At 47.7% G+C, this 14,185-nt stretch carries 12 protein-coding genes; all 12 read left to right on the top strand.

Annotation, left to right across the window (positions count from 1 at the left end; translation table 11 throughout):
- Positions 1–102 precede the first annotated feature (102 nt).
- The 12 genes from ADS79_RS19620 (at position 103) to ADS79_RS19565 (ending at position 14,140) form a co-directional block, all read left to right on the top strand.
- On the top strand, positions 103–630 hold the full coding sequence (locus ADS79_RS19620; protein WP_049740070.1) for a hypothetical protein: 528 nt from the start codon (positions 103–105) through the stop codon (positions 628–630).
- Entirely contained in the window at positions 623–2,137 is a 1,515-nt protein-coding gene (locus ADS79_RS19615) for an AAA family ATPase (protein ID WP_049740069.1), read from the top strand. Before ADS79_RS19620 ends, ADS79_RS19615 begins: the two co-directional genes overlap by 8 nt.
- A 162-nt stretch (positions 2,138–2,299) precedes the next feature.
- Positions 2,300–4,768, top strand: a complete 2,469-nt coding sequence (locus ADS79_RS19610) for a WIAG-tail domain (protein WP_084766001.1) — start codon at positions 2,300–2,302, stop codon at positions 4,766–4,768.
- A 226-nt stretch (positions 4,769–4,994) separates the two neighbouring features.
- Positions 4,995–6,284: an asparagine--tRNA ligase gene (gene asnS, locus ADS79_RS19605; protein WP_049740068.1), complete on the top strand. Its 1,290-nt coding sequence runs from the start codon at positions 4,995–4,997 to the stop codon at positions 6,282–6,284.
- Positions 6,285–6,400: 116 nt separating this feature from the next.
- Positions 6,401–7,099: a DnaD domain-containing protein gene (locus ADS79_RS19600; RefSeq protein WP_049740067.1), complete on the top strand. Its 699-nt coding sequence runs from the start codon at positions 6,401–6,403 to the stop codon at positions 7,097–7,099.
- 131 nt (positions 7,100–7,230) lie between these two features.
- A complete protein-coding gene (locus ADS79_RS19595) occupies positions 7,231–7,668 on the top strand; it encodes a hypothetical protein (RefSeq protein WP_049740066.1) in 438 nt (145 codons plus the stop codon).
- The gene (locus ADS79_RS19590; protein ID WP_049740065.1) at positions 7,649–8,827 is read left to right on the top strand and encodes a glycosyltransferase family 4 protein; all 1,179 of its coding nucleotides are present in this window, start codon (positions 7,649–7,651) and stop codon (positions 8,825–8,827) included. The genes ADS79_RS19595 and ADS79_RS19590 overlap by 20 nt, the downstream gene beginning before the upstream one ends.
- A gap of 122 nt (positions 8,828–8,949) precedes the next feature.
- Positions 8,950–9,996, top strand: coding sequence for a glucose-1-phosphate thymidylyltransferase (locus ADS79_RS19585; RefSeq protein WP_049740064.1), 1,047 nt, complete (start codon positions 8,950–8,952; stop codon positions 9,994–9,996).
- The gene (locus tag ADS79_RS19580) at positions 9,993–10,796 is read left to right on the top strand and encodes a glycosyltransferase family 2 protein (protein ID WP_049740063.1); all 804 of its coding nucleotides are present in this window, start codon (positions 9,993–9,995) and stop codon (positions 10,794–10,796) included. The genes ADS79_RS19585 and ADS79_RS19580 overlap by 4 nt, the downstream gene beginning before the upstream one ends.
- Entirely contained in the window at positions 10,793–11,746 is a 954-nt protein-coding gene (locus ADS79_RS19575; RefSeq protein ID WP_049740062.1) for an NAD-dependent epimerase/dehydratase family protein, read from the top strand. Before ADS79_RS19580 ends, ADS79_RS19575 begins: the two co-directional genes overlap by 4 nt.
- Positions 11,747–11,767: 21 nt before the next feature.
- The gene (locus tag ADS79_RS19570) at positions 11,768–12,841 is read left to right on the top strand and encodes a glycosyltransferase (RefSeq protein WP_049740061.1); all 1,074 of its coding nucleotides are present in this window, start codon (positions 11,768–11,770) and stop codon (positions 12,839–12,841) included.
- A 12-nt stretch (positions 12,842–12,853) separates the two neighbouring features.
- On the top strand, positions 12,854–14,140 hold the full coding sequence (locus tag ADS79_RS19565) for a UDP-glucose dehydrogenase family protein (RefSeq protein WP_049740060.1): 1,287 nt from the start codon (positions 12,854–12,856) through the stop codon (positions 14,138–14,140).
- The last annotated feature ends 45 nt before the right edge of the window (positions 14,141–14,185 follow it).

Here is a 14,185-nt window from a genome sequence, read left to right as displayed (position 1 = left end):
TGACCCAATAACTGTATACGAAATTGATATACTCATATGATATACTAGTCTCGTTGAAAGAGAGAAACACGACCGCAAAAACATGATATAGGGGGAGTAGCTGTGCAGTTGAAAAAAAGTGCGATAGGCTTGTCCTTGCTGGCGACACTGGTACTCCTGTTCGGTGGATGGTTCTTGTACCAAAAGATGGAGATTGAAGAACCAATCCGTACAGAGATCGGTCAGATCCATTCCGCTACGCTGGGTCAATTGAATATAGGAAAAGACAAGATTGAGATAGATTTGAAGGTTACAAAGCCAGAAACGTTTCCGCAAGAGTATCGCGAGTTGGCCGCCAAGACGTCCAAGCTTGCCGGCAATAAAGAAGTAGTGATTCGCGTCGTGAATCAATCACAAGCGATGAACGATATTTGGAAAAACGGACAGTTCTTGTTTACTGAAGCCATTGATTTGCACCAATACAGTCGCATCCCGCAAATGGTATCGGAATGGAAGGCTGCCAACAAGCTGGATGAAGCGACTGTGCTGATGGATGATGCCAATATCTACGTTTATATGAAAAAAGGAACGGAGGATTTTTATACAATTGTACCCCGTTCCATGGAAAAAGAGGTGACGGCTCGTGTCTAAAGAATTGTTGATCGGTGTCGTTCCCGCAGTCTTGATTTTCTTGATGTTTCTAGGGGTGAATATCACTCCTTTTCTGCTCTTTGCACTCGTGCTTGGTGCGATTTACTTCATGGTGATTCGTCAGCAGAGTGGTCGAGGCGGCAACGTCGCTCTCGGTGGGAAGCGAAAGCAAAACAAACACGAAATCCCAAAATCCAATGTGCAGTTCGCTGACATCGGAGGTCAAGAGCGTGCGAAAAAGGAGTTAAAGGAAGCGCTTGATTTCCTCGTCTATAAAGATAAAATCGCGCAATACGGCATTCGCCCAATCAAAGGTGTCCTGTTGACAGGTCCTCCCGGTACAGGGAAGACGTTGATGGCAAAGGCTGCTGCCAATTATACGAACTCAGCGTTTGTTGCAGCGTCGGGTTCGCAGTTTGTGGAAATGTACGTTGGGGTTGGTGCACAGCGTGTCCGCGAGCTGTTTAAAGAAGCGAAAACGATGGCAGAAAAAAACAACCAGGACAGCGCGATTATTTTCATCGATGAGATCGATGTGATTGGCGGCAAACGCGACGGTCAACAGCAGCGCGAGTACGATCAGACACTCAATCAGTTGTTGACAGAAATGGATGGAGTGGCAACAAGTGACAAGCCGCGAGTCCTCGTTATGGCTGCTACCAACCGAAAAGATATGCTGGATGCAGCTCTGCTTCGTCCAGGTCGTTTTGACAGACATATTATCGTCGATTTGCCTGACAAGCCGGCCCGTGAGCAGATTTTGACGATTCATACAGCGAATAAACCCCTCGGCTCTGATGTTACGTTGGAAAAAGTGGCACAAGAAACATTCGGATTCTCTGGCGCCCAGCTGGAGAGTGTCGCTAACGAAGCAGCCATTTATGCGATGCGGGATGCTGGTGAAAAGATCGAAGCCAGACATTTTGCGTACGCTGTAGACAAAGTCATGCTTGGGGAAAAGGTAGACCGTGAAGCATCGGAAGAAGAGAAGAAACGGGTAGCTCTGCATGAGCTTGGTCATGCCATTGCAAGCGAAATGGTGCGCCCTGGCTCGGTCTCTCAAGTAACGCTCAGCCCTCGCGGAAAGGCTCTTGGCTACGTTCGCCAGAATCCGATGGAGGACCGCTATTTATACACCAAGGAAGCGTTGGAAAAACAGATTATGGTGTGCCTTGGCGGAGCAGTAGCTGAAGAGATTTACTACGGTGGTCGCAGTACAGGCTCTAAAAACGATTTTGAGCAAGCTTTGGGAATGGCACAGGAGATTGTCCAAAGCGGGATGTCGCGTCTCGGCATTGTCCATCTACAATACGTGGATAAGACGCGAATTCATGACGAGGTAGAACGCCTTTTGGATAATATGCTGGATCAGACTCGTACCCTTTTGAAGCAATTTGACGATGTCTTCCAGACTGGGCTGGGCACATTAATGAATGCGGAAGTGCTTCAAGGTGACGAATTCCGTTCTTTGTTAAAACAAGTCAAAAAAGAAGAAGTAGCTGTTTGATCTCGATCATTTTATACACACTGCAAGCTGGTACGTATGTGCCGGCATGCAGTTTTTTTATGTTGTCCGCTAAACATTTTTCCTAGGGCGGTGCCAAACGCCTATTCAAATGAATATCCTACAAAATGATTAGGGAAAGACATCAGGAGGCAAGGAGACTCTATGGCGAATGTGAACCGGCGTAAACTAAACAAAAACCTTGGGAAAACCATCAGGCAAACCCAAGTAGAAATTCCGTTGATGCAAACTCCCCCCGAAGTAAAATGGATGCAGGACTTGGAAACGGAGCTGCTTGGAACGGATTCGGTGAATACACAGCAATCCAGCTCATATGCAGGGAAGAGCACGCAGCATTACACACCACCTATACAAAACGTGCCAAAGCAAAGCATTTCCTCCAATCAGACGACGTACTCCAAAGTAATCAAAGAGCGCAACGATGATCGTGTCCAATCGTTTGTCTATACAGATGACTTGACGGATCAATCGGTGACGACAGAAAAAATCGCAAATAGAGCCATTGATTCGTCCAAGATAAAACCGGGCACGATTGATAGCGTTCTATTAAAGGATTACGCTGTAGATAGCAGCAAGCTCGCTGACCGAAGTGTTACCTCAAGTAAAATTGCTCCCCATTCTATTCACGGTGAACATTTGGGGAGAAATGTGATCACCGGCGAGATGGTGCAGGATCATTCCGTAGCCGGACAAAAATTAGTCAATAACAGCATTACATCAGAAAAGCTGGCGGATAAAACAATCGATTCGATGAAGTTTGCCGAGGGAGCGATCCAGAGCAAGCATATTCAGGAACAGGCGATTACCACTGAGTTGATTCAGGATCAGTCGATCACGTCTGACAAAATAAAAATGGGAAGCATCCAGACGCGTAATCTCGCCAACTATTCGATCAACGCCGTCAAGCTAGAAGATGGAGCGGTTACCAACGACAAACTTCGTGATGGAGCCGTAACAGCACCAAAGATCGATGAAGATGCGATCGAGTCTCGTCATATTCGGGAAGGAGCGATCTCACATCATCATTTGACAGAGCAAATCATCGACAGCAACAACCTAAGTCCCGGTAGCGTGACAGACCAGCATATTGCTTTCCAAACCATTTACAGTCAGCATCTCCATGCCGAGGCTGTCACCAGTGAGAAGATCAGTCCCTATGCTATTTTGACAGAACACTTGGATCATTCTAGCGTAACGGGAGAAAAGGTAGCAAAGGAGTCGATCGGCAGCGTTCACCTTCAAGCGTCAAGCATCCTGACGAGCCATTTTCAGGATGGTTCTGTGACGACAAAGAAAATCGGAAATCAACAAGTCACGACGGACAAATTGGCGGATCACAGTATTACGATTGAGAAGCTGGGGAATCGCAGTGTAGGCGAACAACAGATCGTAGAAGAGAGTGTCGGGACAAAGCATCTTGTAAATGGTGCGGTTCGGGCTGAAAAAATTGCAAAGCGATCCATTGAGGACCAGCATTTGACCGAGAGACTCATCAGCAGCAATCATATCTCGGAATATGCCATTCAAACTCTGCACCTGCAAGATCATGTCGTGACAACCTCTAAGCTGGCGCCAGAGTCGGTATCGACGGACAAAATTACAGAACTGAGTGTGACGACGAACAAGCTGGCGGATTCGGCTATTACAGCACCAAAAATGGCAACAGAAGCAGTGAAAACACGACATTTAGGTAAAGCATCCATCACCAGTGATAAAATTGCTGACAAAGCCGTAACATCGGCGCATCTTGCCAGTCTCGCCGTACAAAACGAACACATTCAGCCAAAATCCATTTCCAAGGAGAAATTGCAGGAGGGAAGCGTCACCCGTGATAAAATTGCTGAGCATAGCATTGATGCTTCCAAGTTGGATACGCAATCGGTAACGGGTGAGCATGTCGTAAAAGGAGCACTTTCAGGGATTCATCTGCGAAAAGGCTCGATCACGGCCGAGCATGTGACGGAAAATAGTGTAGAAGCACAGCATGTTGCACCGCGGGCCATTACAGAAGAAAAAATAACGAATGGAGCCGTGACGGGGGCCAAGATTGCACCGGGCGCGATCACACAAAATCATCTCGCCGACAACTCTGTTACACCACAAAAGCTCTCTTTCCAGCCGGTAGAAACCATGAGCCATTTGGGGGTAACTCTTCAGCAATTCGGATTTATTCCGTTTCGTGTCCCTGCCCATGCACAGACAGTCGATGTTATCGTCAGATTGCCACTGCCGTATGCGGACACGCACTACTGCATCGTCGCGATGACCAATCAAGCGGGCTACTTCGCTTCGTTAAAATACACAAAGCGTACTTCTGCCGTCATTACTGTATCGCGCTCAGACAGCGGGCAGGAAAGCTCAGGTGTGCTTCAATGGATTGCGATTGGCGAAAAAGGAACAGTAGTAGAAGAGGATCTTTTGGACCACGTGATTACTGAGGCGTGGGAAGACGATCAAGATCAAGACGATCAAGATCAAGACGATCAAGATCAAGACGATCAAGACGATCATGATCAGGAAGATCAGGAAGATCAGGAAGAGTTGGAGCTTGAGCTGGAAATCCATGTCCAGGATGCAGAGGAATCCGATTCCGAGGAAGACAACCAATCCTAAATATTTGAAGGTAAGGAAGACAAAGACGAGTCAATAGGCGTGCTATGAGAGAGGGGGCTTTTCCACCTGAGCGAAGGTCTCCCTTTTTTATTTTTTGGTAACATAACTCAATTATGGTCAACTATATATGACGAGACTTTCATTGAATTTGCGACATCCCAATAGTATAATTGCTCTGTATACTTAGTCTGTATTTGTGTGGCAAGGTAAATGGAGGGAATATCCGATGTTGACGACGATTGCCCAGGTTGGGCAGCATGTTGGACAAGAAGTACGAATGGGTTGCTGGTTATATAACAAGCGCAGCAGCGGAAAGATTCAATTTTTGCAGCTTCGCGATGGCTCCGGCTTCATCCAAGGGGTAGTAGTCAAGGCAGAAGTAGCCGAAGACGTTTGGGAGAAGGCATCCCAATTGACACAAGAAAGTTCTTTATACATAACAGGTGTAGTACGTGCCGATGATCGCGCACCAAGCGGATTTGAACTCACGGTAACCGGTGTAGAGATTATTCAGATCGCACAGGAATACCCGATTTCTCTTAAAGAGCATGGCGTTGATTTCTTGATGGACCACCGTCATCTCTGGTTGCGTTCTCCCCGCCAACGCGCGGTTATGGCGGTTCGTTCGGAAGTCATTCGTGCTATGTACGAGTTTTTCCAAGAGAACGGATTTTACAAAGTGGACCCGCCAATTCTGACGCCAACCTCTGCGGAAGGCACGACGAATCTGTTCCACACCAAATATTTTGATGAAGACGCATATCTGTCTCAATCCGGCCAGCTTTATATGGAAGCTGCTGCAATGGCACTTGGACGGGTGTACTCTTTTGGACCTACCTTCCGTGCTGAAAAATCCAAAACGCGTCGCCACCTGATTGAATTCTGGATGATCGAGCCGGAGATGGCCTTTGTCGATCATGAAGAAAATCTTCGTATTCAGGAAGCATTTGTTTCGCATGTTGTGCAGTCCGTTTTGAAAAACTGTGCACGCGAGCTGAAAACATTAGAACGCGATACAACGAAACTGCAAAATGTAACAGGGACGTTCCCACGCATTTCCTATGATGATGCGATCAAGCTGCTTCAGGAAAAAGGTAGCGAGATCAAGTGGGGCGATGACTTCGGGGCACCTGATGAGACGATGATTGCCGAGCACTATGACAAGCCTGTATTCATCACGCACTATCCGACCGAGATCAAGGCATTTTACATGAAGCCACATCCTGAGCGTCCGGAAGTGGTCCTGTGTGCCGACATGATCGCACCGGAAGGATACGGTGAAATCATCGGCGGCAGCCAACGGATTGACGATCCAGAGCTTTTGGAAAAGCGTTTTGCTGAGCATGAGCTCTCTGAAGATGCTTATCGCTGGTATCTGGATCTTCGCAAATACGGTACAGTTCCGCATTCCGGCTTCGGTTTGGGCCTGGAGCGTACGATTGCCTGGATTTGCGGATTGGATCACGTACGTGAAACCATTCCGTTCCCACGCATGTTGAACCGTCTGTATCCGTAGTCGATTTTTTGAATCCGACACACCCTGTTGCTATAGGGCAGCAGGGTGTTCCTATTGTTTGTACAGCGCGTCTTTCGCACTTCCTTGCCATTCCAACTCAGAGGTGAACATGCGTTATGGATTCCCATATTTTACGATTGTTGCAAGAAGGTGCAACATCCGTATCCAATCTCTTACTCAAAATGTATAAACGGATGTCGTTGGCTGATGACGAGATGATGCTGCTCATCCAGCTGCTCTCCTTTCAACAGGAAGGGAATCGTTTTCCTACCCTTACCGAGCTGGAGGAGCGGATGTCCATGTCCAGCATGAGACTGATTCAGTCGTTGCAAAAGCTCCTTAAGGAAGATTGGTTAAGCATTGATGAATTTGTCGATCCGCAGTCCGGGATGCGACATGAGCAATACAATTTGACTCCTTTGTACAAAAAGCTGTATCAGACCTGGCGCGAGCAGCAAACAGACACGCGTGCATCTGAGCCACTTCTGGAGCCTTATCTGGAGACAGCTGCATCTTTAGATGTGGAGCCGGTTGCCATTTACTCGCGTTTTGAGCAAGCATTTGGTCGTCCACTGTCGCCATTCGAGCTGGAAAGCATTCATATGTGGACTGAGCAGGATGGCTATCAAGAAGAGCTAATTTTGACAGCACTTCGAGAAGCTGCAACCGTAGGAAAATTGCACATCCGCTATATCGACCGGATATTGCTGGAGTGGCAAAAGCAACAAATTACCAGCGTAGAGCAAGCTCGCTTGTACAGCCTGAATTTCCGCAGGCAATCGAATAGTGCAAGAGATTATCGGCAACCGCTTTGATTGAAGCCAATCAAGGCGGTTTTTTTATGTTTCCATAGAGGTTTTTGTAAGAAGCTTCCATTCCCCGTACCCATTCTCCGCGACTGTCATACCATATTACGTAGATGTAAGTTGCAGGAGGCGAATGTCTTGTGGAAAAACGAAAAAAAGATCTGCCTCACTGGGTGACGCCTGGTGTTTTCTCCGGCAATTATGTAGTGGATGAAGCAGTAGAGCGGATTTCAATCGTGAAGCCAGTAGAGCCAGCAGCAAAGGCAGAAGAGGAGATAAAGCTAAACGGGAATGACGAAGCCGTCAATGAAGAGACAGCAGCACCTAGTCCAAAACCTGAATTGGTGCTAGAGCCAACTTTTGAAATCATTATGCGAGAGACGGATGTCGCAACGAGCGACGAGCTGAGAAGCTTGGAGCAGGAAGTCGCTACCTTAAAAGAGGAAGTGGCAGCGTGGGAGAAACGCTGGAAGGAAGCTGAGGAAAGTCAGAAAAAAGAAATGCAATATCTGTATCAGGTGGTCCTTTCCCTAAAAAAGGAGTGGGAGATCGAGCGGAATGAACATCGCCATAATTAGTCCTGGGCCTTTCTCGGTGCCACCAGTCAATGGCAGCTCGGTGGAGCACGATATTGACGAAGTGACCAAGATGATTGACCCCGAGCACCAGGTGACGATCTATACCCGCAAATGTGCCACCTATCCAAAGTCGTCAGTAGAAGAAAATCGTGAATTTATTCGCTATGCCTATAAGGGACCGACTCCGTATTTGCAAAAAATTATCAAGCACATACGCAAGCATAAGCCAGATGTCATCCTGGTGGAGAATAGACCGACGTATGTGCTTGCGCTCAAGCGTCATTTTCCTAAAATCCCGGTTTTTGTGAACATGCACTCACATGTGTATGGCTCTACCGCAATGATCAGCAAGGCAAAAATGAAAAAAGTCGTTCGGCTGGCATCTGGTTTTATTACGAATAGTGAATTTTTACGCCGACATTTTATGAGAACAAACCACATTCCTGGTCACAAAATCCACGCTGTTCATCTTGGTGTCGATGTGTCCCCTTATCAGGAGGCAAAGCTGCATTCCTCCATCAAAAAGTTGCGCAAGCAAATTGGGCTTAAGGAAGATCACCGTATTCTCTTTTACGCGGGGAGGTTGATGCGAGGTAAAGGTGTTCACGTCCTGTTAAAGGCTTTTCGGCACGTGAGCGAGAAGGACCCACTGGCTCGCTTGGTTATCGTCGGTGGAACCGGGTATGGAAGCAATCGGCTCAATCCCTACGTGAAAGAACTGAAAAGGCTGTCAGAACCACTTGGAAACAAGGTCAAGTTCGTCAATTTTGTTCCGAGTGTAAAAATGCCACTCTACTATCAACTCGGGGATATCGTTGCGACTCCCTCCGTATGGAAAGAAGCCTTTTGTCGAGTAAACCTGGAGGCAATGGCATCAGGTAAGCCTGTAATTTCTACGCCGCGTGGGGGGATCAAGGAGGTTGTGACCCACCAAGGAAGCGGTTTTATTATCCCTCCAAAAGAGTGGAGCAAGGAGCTGCCAATTATCTGGGAGCTATTATGGAGCGCTCCGCATATTCGTACGGAAATGGGAAAACAGGCACTGATGCGAGCCAAGCAGTTTTCCTGGTACGCGACCGCTCAGGGCTATCTAAAAGTATTTGAAAATGCAGTTGCCAAACGCGAGGCGGGTAAACAACCACTTCAGAAAACGGGATGAAAAAATTTTTTGGCCTATAGGTGGTTGCCCTTTCTTACTCCTATGTGGACGTCTGCCCTGTCCAGCTATCAAGAAACGCATACCTTATAAGTATCGCAGAGCACAACTGGGGAGTGATACTTGTGAAAGGGTTAATCTTGTGTGCTGGACGTGGTACGCGACTGCACCCCTTCTCCTATTCGCAACCGAAAACCCTCCTCCCTGTGGCCAATCATCCGGTATTACACTATTGCATTCGCAAATTGCGTGAAGTGGGTGTCCATGACATCGGGATCGTCATTCACCCTTCTCAAGTGCAGATTCCTCCACTCGTAGGTGATGGCAGTCAATTCGGAGCTGCTATTACGTTTATAGAGCAGGAAGAACCGCTGGGAATAGCTCATGCCGTCCAATTAGCGCAACCGTTCTTGCAAGACGAACCGTTTATCTTGTTACTTGGTGATAACTTGTTGATGGATTCGCTGCACGGGCTGAAGCGTGCATTTTCCGAAGAAAATTCAGACGGCGTTGTGATGCTAAGTGAAGTGGAGAGACCACAGGATTATGGGATCGCCGAAGTACAGGAAGGGCGTCTGGTCTCAGTAGAGGAAAAACCCCGTCAGCCAAAGAGCAATCTAGCGGTTATTGGCGCATACCTGTTTACCAAACCCATTTTTGAGTCGATTGCTACACTCCAGCCATCCAGCCGTGGTGAATATGAGATCACGGATGCGATTCAGTCCTTGATTAATCGAGGTTTTCATGTTGATTATGCCGTTACAAGTGGCAAGTATTCGGATGTGGGGACCATTGACCGTTGGCTGGAGGCTAACCGCTGGATGTTGACACGCGATTTAGGCGTGACTCATCAGGTTGGCGATGAAACCAGTGTGGTAAATTGTGACATTGTCGGTCCAGTCTTGATTGGAAAAGGATGCAAGATTGAAAATTGCCGATTAGGACCATATGTTTCGATTCAAGACGGTGTTCATCTCAAAAATTGTACACACATTGAGAACAGCATTCTTCTTGAGAACAGCTTGTTGCAGGATGTTACCTGGAAAGTAACTGATAGTGTATTCGGGCGCTCCTCGCATTTAGAGGGCCATTCTACAGATAACAGTGGTGTATTCATCTTAAGTGACAAGTCATCAATTCGCATTCCGGCAGTGAAGAGGGAGGAGCCATGATTCCGACCTTTACCGTTGTCATTCCCGCGTACAATCGTGCCTCGTTCATTAGAAAAGCAGTCAGAAGTGTACTGAACCAAACTTGTAAAGACTGGAAGCTCTTGATCATGGATGATGCCTCGACAGACCGGACGAGAAAGAAGATAGAAAAGTATCTCTATCATCCCAACATCATGTACTACCGCATGGAGAAAAATGCCGGGATATCCAAAGTGATGAACCAGGCATTGTCGATGGTAGATACGCCTTACCTCGTTCAGCTGGACTCCGATGATTGGTTGCCAAAGCGAACATTGGCTGTTTTAAAGAAGTACATCAATAAGAGTAAAAAAAGCACAGCCTTGTTCTATGGAAATATAAAAATCTGGAGGGTACGACGGGGAAAGTACTACAAACCGTTTCTCGTTAAACATAAACACTTCCGCAACAAGTACCAGTTTTTGAAGTACAACCGCTGGATGGTTGCTCCTCGTTGCTATCGAGTTGCCGCTCTCCGTGAAGTTGGCGGCTGGGATACCTCTGATAAATACGAAGGCAGAATTATGGAGGACAGACGCATCATCTTGCGCTTGATTGAAAAATACCGAGTCAGATTCATTAATCGCAAACTGTATAACCGGACCAAGCATCGTGGTCAGCTGACTGACAACAAAATGAAGCGTAGACGGAACCACCTCCGGAAAAAGACGTTCAAGTATTATTTGAAACGGTGGGGGAAAAAGTACAAAGCCGTTTACGGATATAGGGATGGTTATCTCGTGATCAAACGGCTGAAGAAAGTGAGGCGGCGACGTCGATGACAAAAGCGCTTGTTACCGGTTGTGCCGGTTTTATCGGGTCTCATTTGACTCAGCGCTTGTTAAATGACGGAGTAACAGTCATCGGGATTGATGGGTTTGTAGACAATTACGATGTGGCTGCAAAGCTTCGAAATTTGGCAGAGATCGGGAATCGGCCCGCCTTTACCTTTCACTCGACGATGCTACAAGCACAGCGCTGGAAGGATTGGCTGGATGGTGTGGATGTCGTCTATCATCTTGCCGCCCTTCCAGGTGTTCGAAATAGCTGGGGGAAGGCTTTTACTGACTATGTCAGCCATAATATATTGGCAACACAGTTTTTGCTGGAGGCATGTGCGCAGTTGCCTAAACCGCCAGTTGTCGTGGTTTCCTCCTCCTCTTCCGTCTACGGGACGATGCAGGGCACCTTTACAAATGAGAATGCCCCGTTACGTCCTGTTTCCCCATATGGTATGACAAAGGAAGCCATGGAACAAATTTGTCTGGTTTACGTAAAAGCGTTTGGTTTACCTGTCACAATGCTGCGGTACTTCACGGTCTATGGACCCAGACAACGACCAGATATGGCCTTTCACCTTTTTTTCCGAAAGATGCTGAAGGGGGAAGCGGTGTCGGTGTTTGGGGACGGTCAGCAAAGCAGAGATTTCACCTATGTAACCGATGCAGTTGAAGCCAATTTGCTTGCTGCAAAACATGCAGCGCCCGGAGACATATTCAACGTCGGTGGCGATCGTGAAATAAAGCTCATTGACGTTCTTGGCATCATGGGTGGCTTGCTGAACATTACTCCACAAATTGTTTATCAGACAGGTCCTGTCGGCGATTCGCAGCGTACTTGTGCAGATATCACCCTCGCTCAAACTCGCTTGGGTTACCATCCACAGGTTTCGCTGGAAGACGGATTGCGTCAACAATTAGCCGATATACGTTCGCAAGGAAAGGGATCATGACACATACAGGAGGACAGCCCTATGCATCGGGTCCTCGTTTATCGAAGAAAGTTTCTCCCTAAGAGCGAAACCTTTATCTACGAACAATTGATCGGACATCATCAGGTCAAAACGATGGTGCTGACGAGACAACGTCCATTTAACCGAAAACAGTTTCCTTACTCGCCGGTCTATGTGCGCAAGCGTATGACCGGCCTCTCCACATGGTTGAAGCACAAAAAAATCAAATGCGTGCATGCCCGCTTTGGGCCGGCTGGTCTGGAAATGCTGCCGCACGCAAGAAAAGCAAAGCTGCCACTGATTACATCCTTTCATGGATTTGATGCGACCAAGCGTGTCAGGGAAAATCCCGGCTACCGACGAGCGTTGAAGCGTCTATTTCGACGGGGAAAAGCCTTCACAGTCGTAAGCAACCATATGAAAAAAAGGCTCATACGACTCGGCTGCTCAGCAAAAAAAATCACGCTTGTTCGCTCGGGCATAGATTTGCGCAAATTTCCAATGCTGCCAGTACAGCCGGTTGAGAATGGGGAATTTCGGCTACTCAGTGTTGGCAGATTGACGGAGAAAAAGGGGATGGATACGTTAATCAAGGCGTTTTCTACCGTTCACAGGTCGCATCCGCATGCAAAATTGATCATCGTCGGTGAGGGTGATCAGAAAAAAAGATTGAAGCGCCTCGTTAAAAAATACAAGCTGGGCAAGCGGGTTGTCTTCAAGGGCGCTTTGCCGCATCGGGATGTGCAGAGTGAGCTGGCGAGATGTCATGTGTTCGTCATTGCTTGCAAGACTGCAAGAAATGGCGATCAGGAAGGCATTCCGAATGTGTTGATGGAAGCGATGGCTTCTGGACGTCCTGTCATTTCTACTTATCATTCCGGCATTCCCGAATTGGTGGAAAACAAGCAGACGGGATACCTGGTTCCCGAGCGATCCCCTACCAAATTGGCGAAAATGATTAGCCATGTCCTGTCACAGAGACATGAATGGGCAGAAGTCGTCGCACGCGCGAGAGAGAAAGTGGAACGAAACCACGATATTAACAAGCAGCGAGCCAAGCTGGAAGAGTTGTACTTGCGCGTGATGAAAAAATGATGGGGTGAAACAATGAAAGTTGCCGTTATCGGTACAGGATATGTAGGCTTGACGACGGCGGTCTCTCTGGCCATGTATGGTCACGAGGTTGTGGGGATTGATCTCGTCGAGGCAAAAATAGCAATGCTTAAGCAAGGATTGTCACCCATCTACGAGCCGGGGCTTGAAAAGGCGCTCGTTCAGGTTCTGCAGCAAGGGATATTGACCTTTTCCACGGATCTAAAGGATGCCAAGGATTCCGAGGTCCTCTTTGTTTGTGTGGGAACACCGGAAGCTACTGATGGGACGGCTGATTTGTCCTATTTACTGGCTTCCATATCCGACATAGGAGTGCTGCACAATAACAACCCAATGGTACGTACAGCTGTCATTAAAAGCACGGTGCCTGTCGGGACAGGAGATCGGGTTGCAGCATTATTAGAGGATGGTCAATCCCTTTTTGTCGTGTCAAATCCCGAATTTTTGCGAGAAGGAAATGCACTTGCAGATGCGTTAAAGCCGTCGCGAATTGTAATCGGGGCGAATCATCAGGCAGCAAGAGCAGTCATGGAGCGTTTGTACGAAGGCGTAGCTGCACCACGGGTCATTACGACAAGAGCCAATGCAGAGCTGATCAAGTACGCTTCAAACGCCTTCTTGGCAACCCGGATTTCGTTTATGAACGAGCTTTCTCGGCTGAGTACTGTGCTTGGAACTGATATTTTGACAGTGGCACAGGGCATGGGACTCGACAGCAGGATTGGACCCGAATTTTTACGGGCAGGTGTAGGCTACGGAGGTTCCTGTTTTCCCAAAGACACGATTGCCTTGCTCCAGCTTGCACAAGAAAAGGGAGTATCTTTAAGCCTGCTGGATAAAGTTCGCGAAGTTAATCGGTCCCAGCCTGTCTGGTTTATGCAGCAGGTGAGAAAACACATCCCTGAGTTGAAAGATAAACAAATCGCTTTGCTTGGGCTCGCCTTCAAGCCTGATACGGACGACATAAGGGAAGCTCCGTCACTTACGATTATAGAGGAATTAAAAAAGAGCGGAGCGGAAATCCGCGCATATGATCCGATTGCAGCACCAGCAGTTCAAAAGCTGCATCCCGAGGTTACGTACTTCGATACGCCGGAAGAAGCCTGTAAGGGCGCCCATGCCGCTTTATTGATTACGGAGTGGAAGGAATGTATCCAGCTTCCCTGGAGTGTAATTCATGCGAACATGGCACAGCCTGCCTTATTTGATGGTCGCAACGCATGGCCAATGAATGAAGTGAGGGAAGCGGGCTTTCACTATACAGGCGTAGGCAGAAGCTGACTTTTCCAAAAGGGAGAGCTCAGCTTTTTTCTTGTGGAAGCTACT

This window comes from Brevibacillus reuszeri (assembly GCF_001187725.1).
Lineage (GTDB): Bacteria > Bacillota > Bacilli > Brevibacillales > Brevibacillaceae > Brevibacillus > Brevibacillus reuszeri.
Note: the sequence above shows the minus strand (reverse complement) of the source record. Positions and strands in the feature narration are given on the sequence as shown.